The organism is Sphingopyxis chilensis, assembly GCF_035930445.1.
Classification (GTDB): domain Bacteria; phylum Pseudomonadota; class Alphaproteobacteria; order Sphingomonadales; family Sphingomonadaceae; genus Sphingopyxis; species Sphingopyxis chilensis.
This window is the reverse complement of the sequence record NZ_CP142394.1, coordinates 3,064,212-3,083,716: the sequence shown is the minus strand read 5'-3', so window position 1 is coordinate 3,083,716 and position 19,505 is coordinate 3,064,212. Positions and strand designations below refer to the sequence as shown.

17 protein-coding genes are annotated in these 19,505 nt (G+C 66.2%); 12 read left to right on the top strand and 5 right to left on the bottom strand.

The window, feature by feature from the left end:
* The first annotated feature begins 109 nt into the window (after positions 1 to 109).
* The 3 genes from VSX79_RS14365 to VSX79_RS14355 all read left to right on the top strand — a co-directional run bounded on the left by VSX79_RS14365 (position 110) and on the right by VSX79_RS14355 (position 4,871).
* Positions 110 to 1,228, top strand: a complete 1,119-nt coding sequence (locus tag VSX79_RS14365; protein ID WP_326913692.1) for a diguanylate cyclase domain-containing protein — start codon at positions 110 to 112, stop codon at positions 1,226 to 1,228.
* 42 nt (positions 1,229 to 1,270) lie between these two features.
* A complete protein-coding gene (locus VSX79_RS14360) occupies positions 1,271 to 4,165 on the top strand; it encodes a M16 family metallopeptidase (protein ID WP_326913691.1) in 2,895 nt (964 codons plus the stop codon).
* A gap of 133 nt (positions 4,166 to 4,298) precedes the next feature.
* Positions 4,299 to 4,871: a superoxide dismutase family protein gene (locus VSX79_RS14355; RefSeq protein ID WP_257018012.1), complete on the top strand. Its 573-nt coding sequence runs from the start codon at positions 4,299 to 4,301 to the stop codon at positions 4,869 to 4,871.
* A 22-nt stretch (positions 4,872 to 4,893) separates the two neighbouring features.
* On the opposite strand, the gene VSX79_RS14350 is transcribed toward VSX79_RS14355, so the two are convergent.
* Complete coding sequence (locus VSX79_RS14350; protein ID WP_326913690.1) at positions 4,894 to 6,504, bottom strand: spinster family MFS transporter; 1,611 nt, start codon at positions 6,502 to 6,504, stop codon at positions 4,894 to 4,896.
* 108 nt (positions 6,505 to 6,612) lie between these two features.
* On the opposite strand from VSX79_RS14350, the gene VSX79_RS14345 reads away from it, so the two are divergent.
* Positions 6,613 to 7,101: a low molecular weight protein-tyrosine-phosphatase gene (locus VSX79_RS14345; protein WP_179494272.1), complete on the top strand. Its 489-nt coding sequence runs from the start codon at positions 6,613 to 6,615 to the stop codon at positions 7,099 to 7,101.
* Here VSX79_RS14345 and thpR read toward each other — a convergent pair.
* Positions 7,011 to 7,625 (bottom strand): RNA 2',3'-cyclic phosphodiesterase, encoded by a 615-nt coding sequence (thpR, locus tag VSX79_RS14340; RefSeq protein ID WP_179494274.1) that lies wholly within the window; start codon positions 7,623 to 7,625, stop codon positions 7,011 to 7,013. The two genes, VSX79_RS14345 and thpR, sit on opposite strands and share 91 nt — an antisense overlap.
* A gap of 165 nt (positions 7,626 to 7,790) precedes the next feature.
* On the opposite strand from thpR, the gene VSX79_RS14335 reads away from it, so the two are divergent.
* The 8 genes from VSX79_RS14335 (at position 7,791) to mreB (ending at position 15,982) form a co-directional block, all read left to right on the top strand.
* The gene (locus VSX79_RS14335; RefSeq protein ID WP_179494276.1) at positions 7,791 to 8,519 is read left to right on the top strand and encodes a Bax inhibitor-1/YccA family protein; all 729 of its coding nucleotides are present in this window, start codon (positions 7,791 to 7,793) and stop codon (positions 8,517 to 8,519) included.
* 237 nt (positions 8,520 to 8,756) lie between these two features.
* On the top strand, positions 8,757 to 9,131 hold the full coding sequence (locus VSX79_RS14330; RefSeq protein ID WP_179494278.1) for a BlaI/MecI/CopY family transcriptional regulator: 375 nt from the start codon (positions 8,757 to 8,759) through the stop codon (positions 9,129 to 9,131).
* The gene (locus tag VSX79_RS14325; protein ID WP_326913689.1) at positions 9,131 to 10,846 is read left to right on the top strand and encodes a M56 family metallopeptidase; all 1,716 of its coding nucleotides are present in this window, start codon (positions 9,131 to 9,133) and stop codon (positions 10,844 to 10,846) included. Before VSX79_RS14330 ends, VSX79_RS14325 begins: the two co-directional genes overlap by 1 nt.
* Positions 10,847 to 10,960: 114 nt before the next feature.
* Entirely contained in the window at positions 10,961 to 11,707 is a 747-nt protein-coding gene (locus tag VSX79_RS14320) for a hypothetical protein (protein WP_326913688.1), read from the top strand.
* The gene (locus VSX79_RS14315) at positions 11,704 to 13,803 is read left to right on the top strand and encodes a TonB-dependent receptor plug domain-containing protein (RefSeq protein WP_326913687.1); all 2,100 of its coding nucleotides are present in this window, start codon (positions 11,704 to 11,706) and stop codon (positions 13,801 to 13,803) included. The genes VSX79_RS14320 and VSX79_RS14315 overlap by 4 nt, the downstream gene beginning before the upstream one ends.
* A 17-nt stretch (positions 13,804 to 13,820) precedes the next feature.
* Positions 13,821 to 14,198: a reverse transcriptase-like protein gene (locus VSX79_RS14310; protein WP_326913686.1), complete on the top strand. Its 378-nt coding sequence runs from the start codon at positions 13,821 to 13,823 to the stop codon at positions 14,196 to 14,198.
* Positions 14,199 to 14,281: 83 nt separating this feature from the next.
* Positions 14,282 to 14,770: a hypothetical protein gene (locus tag VSX79_RS14305; RefSeq protein WP_326913685.1), complete on the top strand. Its 489-nt coding sequence runs from the start codon at positions 14,282 to 14,284 to the stop codon at positions 14,768 to 14,770.
* 171 nt (positions 14,771 to 14,941) lie between these two features.
* A complete protein-coding gene (gene mreB / locus VSX79_RS14300) occupies positions 14,942 to 15,982 on the top strand; it encodes a rod shape-determining protein (RefSeq protein WP_179494286.1) in 1,041 nt (346 codons plus the stop codon).
* 6 nt (positions 15,983 to 15,988) lie between these two features.
* On the opposite strand, the gene VSX79_RS14295 is transcribed toward mreB, so the two are convergent.
* The 3 genes from VSX79_RS14295 to VSX79_RS14285 all read right to left on the bottom strand — a co-directional run bounded on the left by VSX79_RS14295 (position 15,989) and on the right by VSX79_RS14285 (position 19,445).
* A complete protein-coding gene (locus VSX79_RS14295) occupies positions 15,989 to 17,014 on the bottom strand; it encodes an adenosine deaminase (RefSeq protein WP_179494288.1) in 1,026 nt (341 codons plus the stop codon).
* Positions 17,007 to 17,585 carry a phosphoribosyltransferase gene (locus tag VSX79_RS14290; RefSeq protein ID WP_179494290.1) on the bottom strand — a complete coding sequence of 193 codons (579 nt, stop codon included), beginning with the start codon at positions 17,583 to 17,585 and terminating at the stop codon, positions 17,007 to 17,009. The genes VSX79_RS14295 and VSX79_RS14290 overlap by 8 nt, the downstream gene beginning before the upstream one ends.
* A 207-nt stretch (positions 17,586 to 17,792) precedes the next feature.
* Complete coding sequence (locus tag VSX79_RS14285) at positions 17,793 to 19,445, bottom strand: M20/M25/M40 family metallo-hydrolase (RefSeq protein WP_179494292.1); 1,653 nt, start codon at positions 19,443 to 19,445, stop codon at positions 17,793 to 17,795.
* Positions 19,446 to 19,505: the final 60 nt, after the last annotated feature.

Sequence of the window (19,505 nt, the reverse complement as noted above, 5' to 3'; positions counted from 1 at the left end):
CTCGGACGCGCGCCTAGGCCCGTGATAAGACAAGATTTCGTTCCTTAACCCCTGCTTTACCCGGCCTTGCTATCCCGCCCCCATGACGGGGGTCTATCATACACTGCAGATGCGGTTCTTTCCGCCGATTCCGGACGCGATCAGGGACGATATCGCGTTGCTGCGCGCCAATCGCGTCGAAACGCTGACGCCGATGCTGTTCCTGATGCTGGCGGCGACGACGCCGACCGCCATCTATGCCGGGGTCGACAGCGTGCATCCGGTGATCCGCATCGGCTTTCCCGTGATCCTCGCGGTCGTCGGCATCCTCGGCTTCCTGTTCCTGCGCCACAATCGCGGCCGCAGGATGAGCCCGCGCCGCGCGCGGCGCGTCATTCGCGAGGCGAGCTGGGTGTCGGGCATCACCGGCGCGATGTGCAGCCTGTGGACGGTGGCCAACTGGCTCGCGGCGCCGCCTGAGACGCACAGCTATTATGCGATGATCATGGCGATGGGGTCGCTCGCGACCGCTTACTGCCTGTCGTCGATCCGCTTCGCGACCTTCCTCAACCTCGGTGTCGGGCTCGGACCGGTGTCGGCGCTGATGCTGACCTCGGGCAATCCGCCCGAAATCGCGGCGGGCACCAGCCTCGTCATCGCGACCCTGTTTCTGCTGCGCATGGTGGTGCAGCAGCACGGGCAGGTGATCGACCTGCTCGAATTGCAGCGCCAGATGCGCGAACTCGCGCACACCGACCCGCTCACCGGCCTCGCCAACCGCCGCGAATTCGACCTGCGGCTCGACGAGGAAATCGCCAAGGCCGACGCGACGACCCCGTTCGCGATCGCGCTGCTCGACCTCAACGGGTTCAAGCCGATCAACGATCAGCACGGCCATGCGATCGGCGACGGCGTCCTGTGCGAGCTTGCCGCGCGGCTGCGCCGCAGCTGCGGCAGCCACGCGATCGTCGCGCGTCAGGGCGGCGACGAATTCGCCATCCTCGTGCCCGCCGGCTCGCCGTTGCTCGGCACGGCGCTCGCCGACCATATCCTCGCCGCGCTGGCGGCACCGTACCGCATAGACGGGCGGTCGATCGGCGTCGGTGCGGGCGTCGGCACCGCGAGCTGGCCCGAACATGGCACAAGCGCGCGCGACCTGTTCGAAGTCGCCGACCGCGCGCTCTATGCGGCGAAGGCCGCCAATCGCGCCCATATGTCGTCTGTCGAAAGCGTCGACCGGGTCGCGTGACGACGGCTTGACCGTCCGCGGGGTGGCGGCCACATCGGGACCATGACCAAAAACCTCGTTCGGCGCGCCTCGACCGCGCTGTCGCCCCTCGTCCTCCTCATCGCCACGACTGCTCCGGCTTATGCCGGGGAAGCGTCCGCGAAGGCGGTGGCGACCACGACAGTCAACCCGCAGGATGCGGCAGCAAACGCATGGAATTTCGCCGCCAGCGACATTCCGGTCGACCCGAACATCGTCTTTGGCGTGCTGCCGAACGGGATGAAATATGCGCTGCTGAAAAACAGCACGCCCAAGGACAGCGTCGTGCTCCGCATGCGCTTCGACGTCGGCAGCTTCGCCGAAGCCGACGACCAGCGCGGCCTCGCCCATTTCCTCGAACATATGGCGTTCAACGGTTCGACCCATGTGCCCGAGGGTGAGATGATCAAGCTGCTCGAACGCAAGGGGCTGGCGTTCGGCGCCGACACCAATGCCTCGACCGGGTTCGACGAGACGGTCTACAAGCTCGACCTGCCGGGTGCGTCGGACGATTTGATCGACACCGGGCTGATGCTGATGCGCGAGGCGGCGAGCGAGCTGACGATCGATCCCGCCGCAGTCGACCGCGAGCGCGGCATCATCCTCTCCGAACGCCGCGCGCGCGATACCTACCAACTGCGCAGCCTGATCGACCAGCTCGACTTCCAGATGAAGGGGATGACGGTGGCAAGCCGCATCCCCGTCGGCACCGAAGAGGTGATCCGCACCGCGCCCGCGGCGCGGCTTCGCGACCTTTACGACCGCTATTACCGGCCCGAGCGCGCGACGCTGGTGATGGTCGGCGATTTCGACCCTGCGGCGGTCGAGGCGAAGATCAAGGCGCACTTTGCGGACTGGAAGGGGCGCGGCCCCGCGGGCGCCGATCCCGATATCGGCAATGTCGACTATGCCCGTCCCGCCGCCGCCGACGATTTCGTCGATCCCGCGATCCAGGATTCGGTGACGATCGCGCGCTTCAAGCCATGGGTGGACGAGCGCGATACCAAGGCGAAGCGCGCCCGCAAGCTGGCCGAGGATGTCGGTGAGGCGATCGTCAGCCGCCGGCTCGCGAAGATCGCGCTCCGGGAAGATTCGCCGATCCTCACCGGCTATTTCAGCGACGCCGAGGGATGGAAGATTTTCGATCAGGTCACCGTCGGCGCGGTCGCGAAGGAAGGCGCGTGGAAAGAGGCGCTCGCGCTCGTCGAGCAGGAACAACGCCGCGCGATCGAACATGGCTTTACCCAGGCCGAGGTCGATGAGCAGCTCGCGATCCGCCGCACCGCGTTCCGGAATGCCGTCGCGGGCGTGACGACGCGGCGCAGCGAGACGCTCGCCGACGCGCTGGTCGCGGCGGCCGAGGGCGATTTCGTCTTCACACGCCCCGAAACCTCGCAGGCGCTGTTCGAGGCCGTCGCGCCGTCGCTCGACGCCGCCGCGGTCACCGCCGCCTTTCGCAAGCGGATGGAGGGGCTCAGCCCGCCGCTCGCGCGTGTGACAACGAAAAAACCGGTCGAGGACGGCACCGCCGCGATCCTCGCCGACCTCCAGGCATCAGCCAAGGTCGCGGTCGCCGCGCCTGCCGAGGCCGCGACCGCGGCCTTCGCTTACGATGATTTCGGCACGCCAGGAAAAATCGTCAGCGACGAACGCGTCGAGGACCTCAATATCCGCCGCATCCGCTTCGCCAACAATGTGATGCTCAACATCAAGACGACCGATTTTCAGAAGGACAAGGTCATGGTGTCGCTGCGCGTCGACGGCGGCAACCTGCTCGCGACGAAGGGCGATCCGACGAAGGTGTCGCTCGCGGGTTCGCTGATGCTCGGCGGGCTGGAAGCGCACAGCTATGACGAACTGCGCTCGATCCTCGCGGGCAAGACCATCAGCCCCGTCTTCGGCAATGCCACCGACAGCTTTGGCGGCAGCGCGGTGACCTCGCCCGAGGATTTCGCGCTGCAGGCGAAGTTGATGGCCGCCTATTTGATCCATCCCGGCTATCGCGCCGACGGGCTCGCGCTGATCCGCCGCGTGCTGCCGCAGCAATATGCCGCGAACGACGCGACCCCGGCGGCGGTGATCGGCCGCGATGCGGGCGGCATTCTCGCCAACGACGATCCGCGGTCGCAGACGCCGCCGCTCGACAAGGTGATGGCGCTCGACTGGGCGCAGCTCGAACCCGCGATCGCCGACAGCTTCGCGCATGGCGCGATCGAGATCGGCGTCGTCGGCGACATCGGCGAACAGGCGGCGATCGACGCGATCGCGGCGACCTTCGGCGCCTTGCCCGAGCGGCGCGCCGCCTTCGACCCGCGCGCCGACGCGCGCGTCCGCGAATATGCGACCGACCGCAGCGAACGCACGTTGATCCACAAGGGGCCGGCCGAGCAGGCGGAACTGCGCGTTTATTGGCCCGCGCGCGATGATAGCGACCTCGCCGAGGCGATGCGCCTGAACCTTCTCGCGCGCGTGATGCAGCTCAAGCTGACCGAGGAGCTGCGCGAGCGGCTCGGCGAAAGCTACAGCCCCGGCGCGGCGGCAAGCCTGTCGGACGAATTTCCGGGCTATGGCCACATCTTTGCCGCGAGCAATGTCGATTATAAGGATTTGGCGACGACCCGCGCGGCGATTTTCGCCATAGCGAAGGAATTCCGCGATACGCCGGTCGACGCGGACCTGCTCGACCGCGCACGCCGGCCGCTGGTCGAGGCGATGGTGAAATCGCGGCGCGAGAACAGCTATTGGCTGAACTATGTCGCGGAGGCGGCAACGCACGCCGACCGCCTCGACCGCAGCCGCAACGGCATCGCCGAGGTCGAAGCGGCGACCCCGGCCGAGTTGCAGACGCTCGCGCGCCGCTACCTCGCCGACGACAAGGCGCTGGTGATCAAGGCGGTCAGCGACAAGGCGGGGCGCTGATCCCGGCGTTTCGCGCGTCCCAAACCCGACTATGCCCTTGGAACCGCCGCCAAATACGGGCATCGTCGGTGAACGGATCGACACACGCCGACGCGGCGTCCCGATTCCGGTGGTCAAGACAGGGAGCAGCAAGATGACGACGGGTTCGCACGAGAAGAATTTCATCGCCCGGGGGTTTGTTCTCGCCGGGGCGCTGGCGCTCGCGGGCTGCGCCGGGATGGGCGGTAAATCGACGAGCACGTTGCCCCCGGCCGACGCCTATGCCCCGCTTGTCGATTCGAAGGGCGCCGATCGCGGCCGCGCCGATATCTATCGCGACACGTCGGGCCTGCGTATCGAACTTGTCGCGCGCGGTTTCGGCCCCGGCACCTATGGCATGCACGTGCACGCCGTCGGCCAGTGCACGCCGCCCGACTTCGCGAGCGCGGGCCCGCACTGGAACCCGACCGGCGCGCAGCACGGGCGCGAAAATCCGATGGGCGCGCACCATGGCGACCTACCCAACCTCGTGATCGAACCCGACCAGATCGGCCGCGCGACCTTGCGTCTCGTCGGGTCGCGCTTCGAAGGCGACGGCGGGCTGCTCGACGCCGATGGTGCCGCTTTCGTCATCCATGCCGGGCCCGACGATTACAAGACCGACCCCAGCGGCAACAGCGGCGGCCGCGTCGCCTGCGGCGTGATCGTTCGCGGCAGCGGCGACTGACGCCGCCGCCTGCGCGCCGGGTCTAGGCCGGCGCGCCCGCCGCGCGAGCCCGCTCGGCGATCGTCGCTTCGGCCTGCGGTACCGCGCGATAGGCATAGAGCAGCAGCGCGACCGCGATCGGCGCGACTCCGATCAGCGACAATATGCCCGTGCGCAGGTCGCCGACGGGCTTGCCGTCGACGATCGTGCCCGCGAGGTCCGAAATCTGCCCGACCAGATAGGGGCCGAAGGACAGGCCGACGAGCGTCGTGCCGAGGAAGAAGGCGGCGGTTGCCGTGCCGCGCATCCGCGGCAGAACCAGATCCTGCGTCGTCGCCGCCGCCGCGCCGAGGGCTGCCGCGCCGAACATGCCGGCCAGGAAGTTCATGACATAGAAGATCGTACCGCTCTCGGTCGTATAGCCGATCCAGATCGGGATGATCGGCGCGATGACGCCGAACAGGATCATGAGGATGCGCCCCGCGGGATTGCGGGCGCGCAATGCGTCGGCGAGGCGGCCGCCGATGATCACCCCGACGAAGCCGGCGAGCGCGCCATTGGCGCCGAGGATGAAGGCGAGCTCCTGCTTGGGCAGCCCCAGCACGATCTCGGCATAGGGGGCCGACCAGAAGGCGAGCCCGTACGCCGCGAGCGCGACGAGGCCATAGCCCAGCGTCGTGCAGATGAACGCCGGCGTGCCCCAGATCAGCCGGAAGGTCGCGGGATCGTGCGCGCGGAGCGCGCACGCCCAGGAAAAGACTGCATAATAGCCGAGCGCGACCGCCGACCATTGCGGGAAATTGCCGGTCAGCGTGATCATCCACCAAGCGAAGGCGGCGATTGCGGCGGCGAAACCGGCATTGATCGCCAACGCCGCGGGGCCGCGTCTCGCCGCTCCGAGCAGCGTCAGCGGCGGCACGATCATTGCCAGATCCTTGCCGAACTCGCGGAAGGGCGTCGGCGAACTCGGGCTCGGCGTCCCGTCCATCGCCCCGCGTACGGGCTCGCGCAAGCTGGCGACCCACAGCGCGAGCAGCAGCCCGGGGATGCCGACCGCGAGGAAGGCTGCCTGCCAGCCGACGAGACCCATCGGGCCGCCCGCCGGATAGGACCGGTTCCAAGCCTCGACGATCAGCGCGCCGATGAACAGCGACACGCCGCCGCCCAGATAGAGCCCCGACGAATAGATGGCGAGCGCGGTCGCCTTCTGTTTTTTGGGGAAATAGTCCGAAATCAGCGAATAGGCGGTGGGGCTCGCGGTCGCTTCGCCGACGCCGACGCCCATGCGCGCGAGCGTCAGGGTCAGCTGGTTGTAGGCCATGCCCGACAATGCGGTCATCGCCGACCATAAAGTCAGCCCGATCGACAGCAGCTTCACGCGGTTCCAATTGTCGGCGAGGCGGCCGAGCGGGATGCCGAACAGCGCATAAAAGACCGCGAAGGCGGCGCCGCCGAGGAAGCCCATGTCGCCGTCGGACAGGCCGAGGTCGGCCTTGATATCGACCGCGAGGATACTGATGATCTGCCGGTCGATGAAATTGAGGATATAGACGACGACGAGCACCGACAGGACGTACCAGCTGTAACCCGTGGCTTTGGGCTCGGCGGCGGCGGGCGCACCGGACATGTCATTTTCGCTGGCGGTATCAGCCATCTGGCAACCTTCTCCCTGACCCTCTATCTGTTATGCGTCATGGCTAGCAGAGCCGCGCCACGGCGCAAGTTGAAAGTCGGTTCAACTTTATGGAGCGATATCGGCTATATGCGTGAAGATCGAAAAGTTGCGAAACCGGCGATCCTCTTCCTCTGCCTCGGCAACATCTGCCGCTCGCCCCTCGCCGAAGCCGCCGCCCGTGCGGCCTTCGCGCACGCCGGCATCGACGCGGTGCTCGATTCGGCGGGGACGGGCGACTGGCACGTCGGCCACGCCCCCGACGACCGCGCGCAGGCCGAGGCGCTGCGCCGCGGCATCGACATATCGGACCTGCGCGCGCGCCAATTGTCATCGGACGATTTCTATCGCTTTGACCTGATCCTTGCGGCCGACCAGACGAATCTGCGCGACGCGCGGGCGATCCGCCCTGGGGATGCGACCGCCGATCTCAGGCTGATGCTCGACCTCATCCCCGGACGCGGCGGTGAGGGCGTCACCGACCCCTATTATGGCAAGGACGACGGCTTTGCGACGACGTGGGATGATGTCGCTGGGGTCGCCGCGGCGCTCGTCGCGGAATTTTCTTCCAGCGGATAACGTACGACGGGGTGATAGCGCGAGCCGCCGTGGCCCATCTCGCTTTCGTACAGCGTGACATGGCCGAATTCGAACGGCGGGCTCGCGAGATCGCTGTTCATCGCCAAGAATGGGGCGACCGGCCCCGACCCGCGGTTGAGCCGCGCCAGCGTGATATGCGGCAGAAAGGCGCGCGATTCGGGTGAGACGCCAACGCGCGCGAGCAACTGATCGACCTTGCGGTGCAGCGCGGCGAGCGGCTCATGCGGCTCGACACCCGCCCAGACCATATGCGGGCGACCCTGCCGCTCGAACAGGCCTGCCCCGGCGATGCGCGCACCGATTGCGGGGGCATGGAGCGCCCCGAGCGCCGCGGCGATATCTTCCGCCAAGTGATGATCGACCTCGCCGATGAAGCGCAGCGTCAGGTGCAATTGCTCGTCGCTCTGCCAGCGCGCGCCCGAAATGCCGTGCATCGCGGCGATCAAAAGTTGGCGGACCGGACGCGGCGGGCGCAGCGCGACGAAGAGGCGGTGCGTGGACATGCCGGGCAGCATAAGCGGCGATGTTTCGGACCGCGACCCCTAACTGTTCGCGGCATAATTGTTGCTGGAATATTGCTGATGTCCGGTTTCGCTTGAAACCCGCGGGGAAACTCCCGATATTGCTGCTTACGGCCGGTATGGGCTGGCCGGTTATGGAGATGAAAAATGGCGAATTGGAACGACCCCAATATGGCGGCTTCCGGTTTCGGGGCCGGCGCGAACGCAATGGACCAGGCCGTCGATGCCGGCCTGCGGTCGTACATGCTGTCGGTTTACAATTATATGGGCTCGGGCGTGCTGCTGACCGGCATCGTCGCGATGCTGGCGTTCAACTCGGGCTTTACCGCCTCGCTGATCGGCAGCCCGCTGATGTGGGTGGTGATGCTCGCGCCGCTGGCCTTCGTGCTGGTGCTGAGCTTTGGCATCAACAAGCTGTCGACCGGCGCCGCGCAGGCGCTGTTCTGGGTCTACGCCGCGGTGATGGGCCTGTCGATGTCGACGATCTTTCTGGCCTTCACCGCCTCGTCGATCGCGACCACTTTCTTCGCGACCGCGGCGGCCTTCCTCGGTCTCAGCCTCTATGGTTATACGACCAAAAAGGATTTGTCGGGCTTCGGCACCTTCCTGATCATGGGTGTCGTCGGCATCCTCGTCGCGATGCTGATCAACATGTTCGTGCAGTCGACCGCGCTCAGCCTTGCGATCAGCGTGATCGGCGTGCTGCTCTTCGCGGGCCTCACCGCCTATGACACGCAGAAGATCAAGAGCATGTATTTCTATGTACGCGGGACCGACTTTGTCGGCAAGTCGGTGATCATGGGCGCGCTGACGCTCTATCTCGACTTCGTCAACATGTTCACCTTCCTGCTCAACCTGATGGGCAACCGCGAATAAGCGGACGGACAGGATCAAGTTACAACGGAGCCCGGCGGAGCGATTCGCCGGGCTCTTTTTTTTTGGCGAGCGGGGCGACAGGGGCTTTCGCCCATATCTCGCGTCGGGGGCCGCGTGACGGCTCGCCCGGCCAAGCCGCTGTTCGACGAACGACGCGTATTATTCGAACAAAACCCCTTGCCAAGCACGCGCTACAAATGTAGCACGCTACAAATGTAGCGCATGAGGTGATTCGAAATGCTGTCCAGTCTACCCCCGCGGGAACGCGAGATCGTCGATATCCTGTACGAGCGCGGTGCTTCCACGGTCACCGAGATCGGCGACGCGCTCGCCGATCCGCTGTCGGGTTCGGCGATCCGCGCGATGCTGAAGCGGCTCGAGACCAAGGGCTTTGTCGTGCGCGAGGCGTCCGAACGCGGCTTCGTCTATGCGCCGAGCGTGTCGGACAAGACCGCGCGCAAATCGGCGCTGAGCCAGGTCGTGCGCGTCTTCTTCAACGGATCGGCGACCAGCGCAGCCGCGGCGCTGCTCGGCATGCAGGACGAGATGACGGGCGACGAACTCGACGAACTTGAAAAAATGATCGCCAAGGCGCGCGAAGGGAGAGGGTGATGCTGACCGCCGCCATGTTGCTGGGCCTCGCCTGGAAATCCGTCGTCGTCGCGGGCGTGACGCTCGGGCTGCTCCGCCTCGCGCGGGCACGTTCGGCGGGCGAGCGGTCGATGATCGCGCATGCCGGGCTCGCGGCGCTGCTCGCCTTGCCCGCCGCGATCCTTTCGCTGCCGCAATGGGCCCCGCTGCCCGCGAGCTGGTTCGCCGCGCCGGCGGTGGAGATGGTGACAACCGGGGGATCGGCGATCGATCCGGCCCCCGCCACGACTTCAGTCCCTGTCGTGGTGGATACGGCCGGATCGACGCCGATCGTAATGGCATGGAGCGACCTTGCCCCCTTTCTCTACCTTGTCCCGCTCGCGTTGCTGTCGGGAGTGATGGCGCTGGCGGTGGTGCGGCTGTTCGCGATGCGCCGCCGCGCGGAGATATTGGTCGAAGGATCGTGGCTGTCGGCGCTCGCGGAGGCGCAGCGGCGCATGGGGTTCAAGCATGGCACCGCGCTGCTGGTCAGCAACGAGCTGCGCTCGCCGATCAGCTGGGGCGTGCTGCGCCCGACGATCGTGCTGAGCCCGAAGGCCGTCGCGGCGGCGGGCGAAGCCGAGGCGATCATCGCGCACGAGCTGGCGCATGTTGCGCGGCTCGACTGGGCAAAGCTGCTTGGTGCGCGCGTTGCCTGTGCGGTCTTCTGGTTCAATCCCCTGGTGTGGATGCTGGCGCGCGAAAGCCATCAATTGCGTGAGGAAGCCGCCGACGACGCGGTGCTGATGGCCGATATCGACGGTCCCGATTATGCGACCCTGCTCGTCGGTGCGGCGCGCCACGACAATCAGGGGACGCTGCTCGCCGCGCATGGCGTCGCGCCGGGCAAGGACAGCCTCAAACGGCGGATCACGCGTGTGCTCGACGGCAGCCTGCGGCGCGGCCCCGCGAGCGCAAGCTGGATGCTGATGAGCCTCGTCGTACTGGCGGGCGTCACCGCGCCGCTCGCCGCCTTCTCGGCGACGGCCAAGCCCGAGGCGGCGACCGGCGTCCACACGGTTGCCGCCTCGACCACCACGAAGACGGCCGTGACTTCGCAGGCGGTTGCGGCTGCGAAAAACGCTGCGGTCGAGGGGAGTGCGACGGCGACGTCAAAGCCGCTGACCGCCGAACAGCTGGTAGGGATGCGCGCGGTCGGCGTGACTCCCGAATATGTCGAGAAGCTGCGCGAGAATGGCGGGTCGATGGATGCCGACGACATCATCTCGGCCAAGGCAAGCGGGATCGATCCCGCCTATATCAGGCAGATGCGTGCGATCATTCCCGGCGCCGGTTTCGACGATCTGGTGGGCGCCCGCCATGTCGGGGTCGATGCGGCATTCGCACGCGACATGCGCTCGCACTTTCCGGGGGCCGGCATCGACGATCTGATCGCGCTGAAGGCGATGGGGGTCGACTGCGATTTCGTCACCGAGATGAAGAGATCGGGCGTGAAGATGCGCGACGCCGACGACGCAATCGAACTGCGCGCGACGGGCGGGGTCCGCCCGGTGGCGAGGGCTCGCGCCGCGGCGACGCCGCAGCCGGTCGCGAGGGCCGTCCGCGGCGGCGACGTCGCCGTCGTCGACATGGAACGCGGCGTGATCGAGGCGCGCCGCGCCGACGGCCGCACCGCCCGGATCGAATTCCCGGCAATGCCCCAGCCTCCGGCGCCGCCGCCGTCCCCGGACGACTGACGCCCGACCGTTCATCCGAACGCGCCGACGATTAATCGAAACCTTGTTTGAAAAATGCCGCTGCGGCGGCGAGCGATGACGCTCGCCTGGCGCACGGAGGGAGGAGTGCACCAAATGAAGGCTTTGTATTTTGCAGGCGGCGCCGCGTTGCTGTCGATCTTCGCCTGTTCGGCGCCGACCGCCGCCGCCGATCCGCTGGTGCTGACCGATGTGCGCTGGGTTGCCGAGCCCGCGAGCGGAAAGAAAGGCGCCCCGCGCATTCGCATCCAGCACAGGAAGTCGAGCAGCGACCAGACGTTCGACGGCTCGCGGTCCTATTTTGCGAAAGCCGAAGTTGCGCTCTCGCGCGAGACGCCGGGGCCGGTCCGCTTTGAGGTCGCGCACGACGCCGGCACCTTGTCGTGCACCGGCACGCTGACCCGCGCTTTCGACGGGGGTGGCGAATGCCGCTTTACCTCCGATCCGGCGTTCGAAAGGGCGCTGGGCGAACGCGGCCTCGCGCCCGAGCAGCGTTCGAGCTTGCTCGCGATGCTACTTGTCGACGCGTCGATCGAACTCGCCGACGGGCTGACGCGCGAAGGCGTGCGACCGAAGGACGCCGATGACCTGATCGCCGCCGCCGCGCTCGATGTGCGGCCCGAATATGTGCGCGACCTCAGGTCCGAGGCGCTCGTGCTGACCGATGTCGAGGATGCGATCGCTTGCAAGGCGCTGGGCGTTGACGGCGCCTATGTGCGCGGGCTTGCCGCGGCGGGATACCGGAAGCTGAGCGCCGACGAGGTGGTCGGCATGAAGGCGATGGGCGTGACGGGCGAATATGCGCAGGCGATGAACCGCGCGGCGGGGGGACAATCCAAGTGAAACGATGGACCAGCTTCGCGGCGATTGCGGGCGCGCTTTCCACGCCGGCGCTCGCACAGGAAGCGGCCGTGCCGAGCGGCGACACGCCGCCACCCGCAGCGACCGAAATTGCTCCCACCGCGACCACCCCGGCGCGGCAAGTCTATACCCCCGCCGACTTCGCGCGCTACGCGCCCGTCAACGCCTATGACATGCTTGCCCAGGTTCCGAGTTTCCAGATCCGCGACAATGAACTGTTGCGCGGGCTGGGGCAGGCCACGGGCAATGTTCTGTTCAATGGCGAGCGGCCGTCGAACAAGGCCGACGACATGTATACGCAGCTGTCGCGCATTCCTGCCGGCAATGTGGAACGGATCGAGATCGCCGATGGGGCGACGCTCGATATCCCCGGATTGTCGGGGCAGGTCGCCAATATCGTCTATCGCGCCGACAGTTTTTCGGGGCAATTTTCGTGGAAGCCGCAGTTTCGGCCGCATTACACCGATCCGCTGTTCACCCGCGGCGACGTGTCGGTGCGCGGGCGGTCGGGCGATGTCGAATATGAGGCATCGCTGAATAACGACGATTCGGCGCGTAGCGGCGCGGGCGGCCCGACGCTGATCTATGACGGCGCGGGCAATATCATTGAGCGGCGCAAGGATATCTGGCACACCCATTATGACACGCCGAAGCTGTCGGGACGTATCACCTGGGACCCGGCGGGCGACACCGTCGCCAATCTCGGCGGCCATTATCAGCGCAAATATGACCGCTATTACGAGGACGGCGTGCGTACGGGGCCGGGGCTGCCCGACAGCGTCCGCACCGTGCGCGACAATGCCGATAGCTGGAATTACGAACTCAGCGGCGACTGGCAGTTCGGCCTTGGCCCCGGAAAGCTCAAGCTGATCGGACTGCGCCGCTTCAGCCATGAACCCTATTCGTCGGAAGTGGTATCGACCCCGGATGACGCCCCCCCTGCGATCGGCGATCGTTTTGCGCAGGTGGGCGACCTCGGCGAGACGATCGGGCGCGGCGAATATCAGTGGCGGATGTTCGGAGGCGATTGGCAATTGTCGGGCGAGGCGGCGTTCAACACGCTCGATAATGTCGCTTTTATCGGCGTGCTCGATCCTTCGGGCGACTTCGTCGAACAGCCGTTCGCCGGCGGCACCGGCGGGGTGAGCGAGGATCGCTACGAAGGACTTTTGAGCTTTGGCCGCAAGCTGACCGGCAAGCTCAATTTCCAGATCGTCGCGGGTGCCGAGCACTCGACGATAACGCAGACAGGGGCAAACGGCCTGACGCGCAGCTTTTTCCGGCCCAAAGGGTCGATCTCGCTTGCCTGGACGCCGTCCGCCGATTTCGACGTTTCGGTGAAGCTCAGGCGGCGGGTTCTCCAGCTTTCCTTCTATGACTTTCTTGCCCGCGCCTTCCTCAACGACGGCAACCAGAATGAGAGCAACAACGACCTGCGCCCGCAACAGGACTGGACCTATGAGGGCGAGATCAACAAGAAGCTCGGCCCATGGGGATCGACGAAACTGATCTTCATCTATCGCGATGTCGAGGATCGCGTTGATGTGATCCCGGTCGGCGAAACCGGCGAGGCGGTCGGCAATATCGCGAAGGCCAAAGCGGGGGCGATCGACTGGACCTCGACCTTCAATCTCGATCCCGCGGGGCTCAAGGGAGTGCGCCTCACCACGCGCCTGCTGCTTCAGAAAAGCTCGCTGCGCGATCCGTTCACCGGCGAAAAGCGCCAATGGAGCGGTTTCACCGACACTGTCGTCGAGCTCGGCCTGCGTCACGATATCCCCGCGAGCGACTGGGCGTGGGGTGGCGACCTCGAATATGCCCATTACCAGCCCAATTATCGCCGGAACCAGACCGACAAGGTCTGGGAAGGGCCGGTATGGGCGTCGTTGTTCGTCGAGAACAAGGATGTGTTCGGCCTCACCGTCCGCGCCCAGGTTTCGAACATGGTCAATGCGCGATCGAAACGCGACCGCATCGTCTATACCGGGGTGCGCGGCGATAGTCCGGTTTCCTTCATCGAACAGCGCGACCGGCTGATCGGGCCGATCTTCGCCTTTTCGGTGCGCGGGACATTCTGATCGTTTAGGACAATCCGGTGACGACGCGCCGCATCAAAATCTATTTCGACGGGGGCTGCCGGCCCAATCCCGGGCGGATGGAAACCGCCGTTGTGACCGGCGGTGCGGCGGTGGTAGTGCGCGACGCGGGGATAGGCAGCAGCATGGATGCCGAGTGGCTCGCGCTGATCGCAGCGCTTCGGCTGGCGCAGGACATGCGGCTGACCGATTTCATCCTGCTCGGCGACGCGGCGGCGGTCGTGGCGCAAGCGAACGGCACGGTGCGCGCGCGTGGCGAAGCGGCGGAGCATCTCGCCCATTTCCGGGCACTCACCGGCGACGGGCCGGTGCCCGCCGTGCGCCATATCAAGCGAACACAGAATCTGGCAGGAATCGCGCTCGCGCGCGGACGATAGCGCACCGAAAGACTGTCCACGCGCATCACTTGTTGTTAAGTGCTGGTCGCCTATCCTTGGCCACCCAATGGAAGACCAGCGCGTTGAAGCCGACCCATCCCTTGCCTGTCCATCACAGCTGGCCGCTCTACGAGCGTGAGCGCTTTTTCGAGCTGGGGCGGCTGCACCGCTGCGAAACGCTCGATCCGATCCCCGACGTTGTGGATGTCGCCGCGCGGTTGGCGCCAGCAGCCGTCCGCGTCGGGCAATGGGAATGCGACCTCACCGACAAGGACCGGCTGAGCTGGTCGGACGAAGTCTATGACATTTTCGGTATCCCGCGCGGCGCGGCGGTGGCGCGCGGCGAGGCCGTCGCGCTCTATGCCGAGGGATCGCGCGTGGCGATGGAGAAACTCCGCGCCTATGCGATCCGCCATCGGCGCGGCTTTACCCTCGACGTCGAAATCTGCCCGGCGCAGGCGCCGCGCCGCTGGATGCGGCTGATCGCGGCGCCGGTGTGTGAGGGTGATCGGATCGTCCGGTTGCAGGGTCTGAAATTTCTCGTTCCGGATTCGGCTGGTCCCGAATTTTGAACCGATCGATCAACCGAGCCTGAGAAACAACCGTTCTGGCAGTATTGACTGCCGCTTTCGTTGACGCGTCTGCGGCTTCGACGCAGTCGATCATGGGACCAGACGTTGAGGGCGCCGAAGGGCCAGCACGCCTGATCCTTCCATTCATTCCCGAAGGCATTTGCCCCGCATATGAAGTTTTTTAATCGCTTTGCGTCGGCCGCGCACAATATGGCTATCGATCTGGGTACCGTGAACACCGTCGTTTATGTGCGCGACAAGGGCATCGTGTTGAACGAACCGTCGGTGGTTGCGCTGGAAACGCGCGATGGCGTCCGCCGGGTCAAGGTCGTCGGCAATGAAGCCAAGCTGATGATGGGCAAGACCCCCGACAATATCCAGGCGATCCGCCCCTTGCGCGACGGCGTGATCGCCGACATCGACGTAGCCGAACAGATGCTGAAGCATTTCATGGACAAGGCGCAGGGCGGCCCCAGCCGCTTCGTCCAGCGCAGCCACGTCGTGATCTGCGTCCCGGCGGGCTCGACGATGGTCGAGCGCCGCGCGATCCGCGACGCCGCGAGCAATGCCGGCGCGGCGTCGGTGCAGTTGATCGAGGAATCGCTCGCCGCCGCGATCGGCGCCGGCTTGCAGGTCGCCGAGCCGCGCGGGGCGATGGTCGTCGACATCGGCGGCGGCACGACCGAAGTCGCGGTCCTGTCGCTGAGCGGCATCGCCTACAGCAATTCGGTGCGCGTCGGCGGCGACAAGATGGACGACATGATTTCGTCGTTTATCCGCCGCAAGCATAATCTGATGATCGGCGAAATGACCGCCGAGCGCGTCAAGCTGACGATCGGCTGCGCGACGCCGCCCGCAGGCGACGGCATGGTGATGGGGGTCAAGGGCCGCGACCTGGTGACCGGCCGTCCGGCCGAGGTGCGGGTGACCGAGGCCGAAATCGCCGAGGCGCTCGCGGAGCCGGTCGGACAGATCGTCGGCGCGGTGCGCGCGGCGCTCGAACAGACGCCGCCCGAACTCTCGGCCGACATCATCGACGAGGGTATCACGCTGACCGGCGGCGGCGCGCTGCTGCGCCGTATGGACGAAGCGATCGCGCGCGCGACCGGGCTGCCCGTCGTGGTTGCCGACGATGCGCTGATCTGCGTCGCGATGGGCGCCGGGCGTGCGTTCGAGGACCGCACCTATCACGGCGTGCTGATCGCGGCCTGACGCCGGTCAGGCGCAGGCGTCGATCGCGGCGAGGTGGCGCGCCTTTGCGGCGTCATCGAGAAACGAACCGGTGAAGCTGTTGCGCGCGAGTGTGACAAGCTCGGCCTTCGACAGGTCGAGCGCGTCGGCGACCGCCTGGTAGTTGGCGTTCACATAGCCGCCGAAATAGCTGGGGTCGTCGCTGTTCACCGTTGCCTTGATGCCCGCGTCGAGCATGACCTTCAGCGGATGGCGCGCGATGTCGTCGACGACGCAGAGCTTCAGGTTCGAGAGTGGGCAGACGGTGAGTGTGATACCCCCGGCCGCAAGGCGCGCGACCAGCGCGGGGTCCTCGAGGCTGCGGTTGCCGTGGTCGATGCGGTCGACTTTCAGCAGGTCGAGCGCCTCGACAATATATTCGGGCGGTCCCTCCTCGCCGGCATGTGCGACGATCTTGAGCCCAAGGCGGCGAGCGCGCGCGAAGACGCGTTCGAACTTCGACGGCGGATGGCCGACTTCGGACGAGTCGAGCCCGACGCCGTCGATACGGCCCAGATACGGCAGCGCGGCGTCGAGCGTCGCTTCGGCCTCGGCTTCGCTGAGGTGGCGGAGGAAGCACAGGATGAGCTTCGACGTCATCCCGTAGCCGGCCTCGGCATCGTCGAGCGCCCGCGCGATGCCGGCGATGACGGTTTCGATGGCGACGCCGCGCGCTGTGTGGCCCTGCGGGTCAAAGAAGATTTCGATGTGCCGGACATTGTCCGCATTCGCACGCGCGCAATAGGCGGCGGTCAGGTCGTAAAAATCCTGCTCGCCATGAAGGACGCCCATCCCCTGATAATAGATATCGAGAAAATCTTGCAGGTTCGAGAAGGCGTAGGCGGCGCGCACGTCCTCGACGCTGGCAAAGGGAATCACGACATTGTTGCGCTGCGCCAGTTCGAACATCAGCTCGGGTTCGAGCGAGCCTTCGATATGGAGGTGCAGTTCGGCCTTGGGCAGGCGAGCGATGAAGGCGGCGCGCTCGTCGCGCGAAGCGAAGCCGTCAGGCACGGGGCACCTCCTCTTCCAGCCCGAGGATGATCGCCGCCTCGGGCTTGTGGCGGCGGATTTCCTCGACCGTCAGCCCGTCGATCTCGTGCGGGAAGATCAGCCACCGGTCGGTTTCGTGGACGAAGAAATCGGGGCGGAGGTCGGTAACGTTGCGCCCCGGTTTGAACCACACCGTCGCGATGCGGATGTCGCGCGGCATATTGTGGCGGCAGCGCGCCTTGAGTTCCGCTATGAAGGCGCGGATGCTGCGGCCGCTGTCGAAGACATCGTCGATGATGAGCAGCCGGTCCTCGGGATTCAGCGTGTCGATCAGATAGCCGAGGGCAAAGACTTTTACCTGCGGGTCCTGTCTGTCGATGCCTTTATAGGAGGAGGTGCGGATCGCGATATGGTCGCAGTGGTGGCCGTGATAGTCGAGCAGTTCCTGCACCGCGATCCCGACCGGCGCCCCGCCGCGCCAGATGCCGACGAGGTGCGTCGGTTTGAAGTCGCTGGCCACCACCTGCATGCCGAGGCGCAGCGAGTCGGCGAGCAGATCGTTCGCGCTGATGAAGATTTTGTCGTCGCTCATGAGGCGGGAGTAATCCTCGGCGCGGGAAGCCGCAAGACGCGGCGGTTTCGGGGTGGGGATCTGACCCTTGTGCACCCCGGCGAAAGCCGGGGCCGAGTGCGTAAAGGCGCAACGCTAGCGCGGGAATTCTGGACCCCGGCTTTCGCCGGGGCACATATCTCTATCGGCGACCTCCGGCCGAAACCCGACGCCTCCGCACATCACGCCCTATTTCCGCGATGCGGCGCTCCGGTCGCGAATGGCCTTGAACTCGCTGCCCGCTTTCCACTCGGGCCAGCGCGCCGAGCGCGCCAACTCATCGCCGATCCGGTAGAAAACATCGATGTCCTGAACCGCGCCATCGAGGTTCCAGTCCGCCCCCCAAGCGTCGCATGCCTGATGATAGCATTTGCCCGTATAGGCATCGACCCACTTCTGGCCGGCCTCCTTGCCGCCGTCGACAAGGTCCGACGCGCCGGCGATGCCCATCATCAGGAGGACGGGAACGCCGCGCTTGGCAAGGCTGAAATGGTCGGCGCGATAGAAGAGCCCGCGTTCGGGCAGACTCTCGATGCTGACCGTGCGGCCCTGCGTGGCTGCGACGCGCGCGAGATCGTCTTCGAGCGTGCCCTGCCCCTTGCCGACGAGGACGACGTCCCTGGCGCGGCCGGCGGTCTGGAGGATGTCGAGACCGAGGTTGGCGACGGTCTTTTCGAGCGGGAAGATGGGCTTTTCGGCATAGGCTTCGGACCCCAGCAGGCCGCGCTCTTCGGCGGTCCAGAAGGCGAAGGCGATCGTGCGGTCGGGCGGCGGCGCGGCCTTGAAATTACGGGCGATCTCGAACAGTCCCGCGACGCCGAGCGCGTCGTCGTTCGCGCCCGCGCGATAGATGCGGCCCTGCTCGTCGGGCGGACCCTCTCCGTATGCGTCCCAGTGCGCGCCATAGACGACGACTTCGTCGGGGCGTTTCGTGCCGGAAATCTTCGCCAGCACATTCTGGCTCTGCACCACCTCCTGCGTCACGGGGATCGCGGCGTCGAAAGTCGCGCCGAGGTCGATGGGCTTGAAATCCTTGCGGCGCGCTGTGACGCGCAATTTCTCCAGATCCTGCCCGGCATCGGCGAATAATCTTGTCGCGGTCTCGCCCGAGATCCAACCCTGAAGCGCGAGGCTCGTCACCTTTTCGGGCGGGACGACAAGGCCGTAATTTTCGCCGCCGCCGCTTTTGACGACGTTCCAGCCATAGCCGACGCCCTCGCTGTCGTGGACGATCAGCGCCGCGACCGCGCCGCGGCGGGCGGCCTCCTCGAACTTGTAGGTCCAGCGGCCGTAATAGGTCATCGTCCGGCCGCCGAACTTGCCGAACGGGTCCTCACCCTTTGCCGCGACGAAATCGGGGTCGTTGATCAGGAACACCGCGACCTTGCCCTTCAAATCCTGTCCCTTGAAATCGTCCCAGCCGCGCTCGGGCGCGCTGACGCCGTAACCGACGAAGACCATCGACGCGTTCGCGACCACCGCGCGCTCCTTCGGCTGGAGCGTCGAGACATAGATGTCGGTGCCGAAGGTCAGCGGCGTCGCAGCGCCCTTGCGGTCGAAGGCGAGCGTTTCGGGCGTGCCGAGGCGGGTGTGGAGCAAGGGCACGGGCTGAGTCCAGCCGCCGTCGACCCCTGCGGGTTCGAGCCCCATCGCCTCCAGCCGGCCGATCAGATAACCGACCGTGCGTTCCTCGCCGACCGTACCGGGCGCGCGGCCCTGGAACTGGTCCGAGGCGAGGGTGCGCACGGTTTCGGTCAGGTTGGCGGCGTCGATGCCCGATTGAGCCGAGACGGGCGCGGCGACGGCGGCGAGGAGAAGGGCGGCGGCGAAGCGTTTTTGCATGGGAACTTTCCGATTGTCGGCGTTTGGGACAGGCGCGGGAAGGCAGCTCAGGGTTCTGAC

Coding starts and splice junctions, on each gene's coding strand:
- VSX79_RS14345 (WP_179494272.1), top strand. CDS start 6,613: ATGCGTGAAGATCGAAAAGTTGCGAAACCGGCGATCCTCTTCCTCTGC.
- VSX79_RS14325 (WP_326913689.1), top strand. CDS start 9,131: ATGCTGACCGCCGCCATGTTGCTGGGCCTCGCCTGGAAATCCGTCGTC.
- VSX79_RS14335 (WP_179494276.1), top strand. CDS start 7,791: ATGGCGAATTGGAACGACCCCAATATGGCGGCTTCCGGTTTCGGGGCC.
- VSX79_RS14365 (WP_326913692.1), top strand. CDS start 110: ATGCGGTTCTTTCCGCCGATTCCGGACGCGATCAGGGACGATATCGCG.
- VSX79_RS14330 (WP_179494278.1), top strand. CDS start 8,757: ATGCTGTCCAGTCTACCCCCGCGGGAACGCGAGATCGTCGATATCCTG.
- VSX79_RS14320 (WP_326913688.1), top strand. CDS start 10,961: ATGAAGGCTTTGTATTTTGCAGGCGGCGCCGCGTTGCTGTCGATCTTC.
- VSX79_RS14350 (WP_326913690.1), bottom strand. CDS start 6,504: ATGGCTGATACCGCCAGCGAAAATGACATGTCCGGTGCGCCCGCCGCC.
- VSX79_RS14290 (WP_179494290.1), bottom strand. CDS start 17,585: ATGAGCGACGACAAAATCTTCATCAGCGCGAACGATCTGCTCGCCGAC.
- mreB (WP_179494286.1), top strand. CDS start 14,942: ATGAAGTTTTTTAATCGCTTTGCGTCGGCCGCGCACAATATGGCTATC.
- VSX79_RS14355 (WP_257018012.1), top strand. CDS start 4,299: ATGACGACGGGTTCGCACGAGAAGAATTTCATCGCCCGGGGGTTTGTT.
- thpR (WP_179494274.1), bottom strand. CDS start 7,625: ATGTCCACGCACCGCCTCTTCGTCGCGCTGCGCCCGCCGCGTCCGGTC.
- VSX79_RS14285 (WP_179494292.1), bottom strand. CDS start 19,445: ATGCAAAAACGCTTCGCCGCCGCCCTTCTCCTCGCCGCCGTCGCCGCG.
- VSX79_RS14360 (WP_326913691.1), top strand. CDS start 1,271: ATGACCAAAAACCTCGTTCGGCGCGCCTCGACCGCGCTGTCGCCCCTC.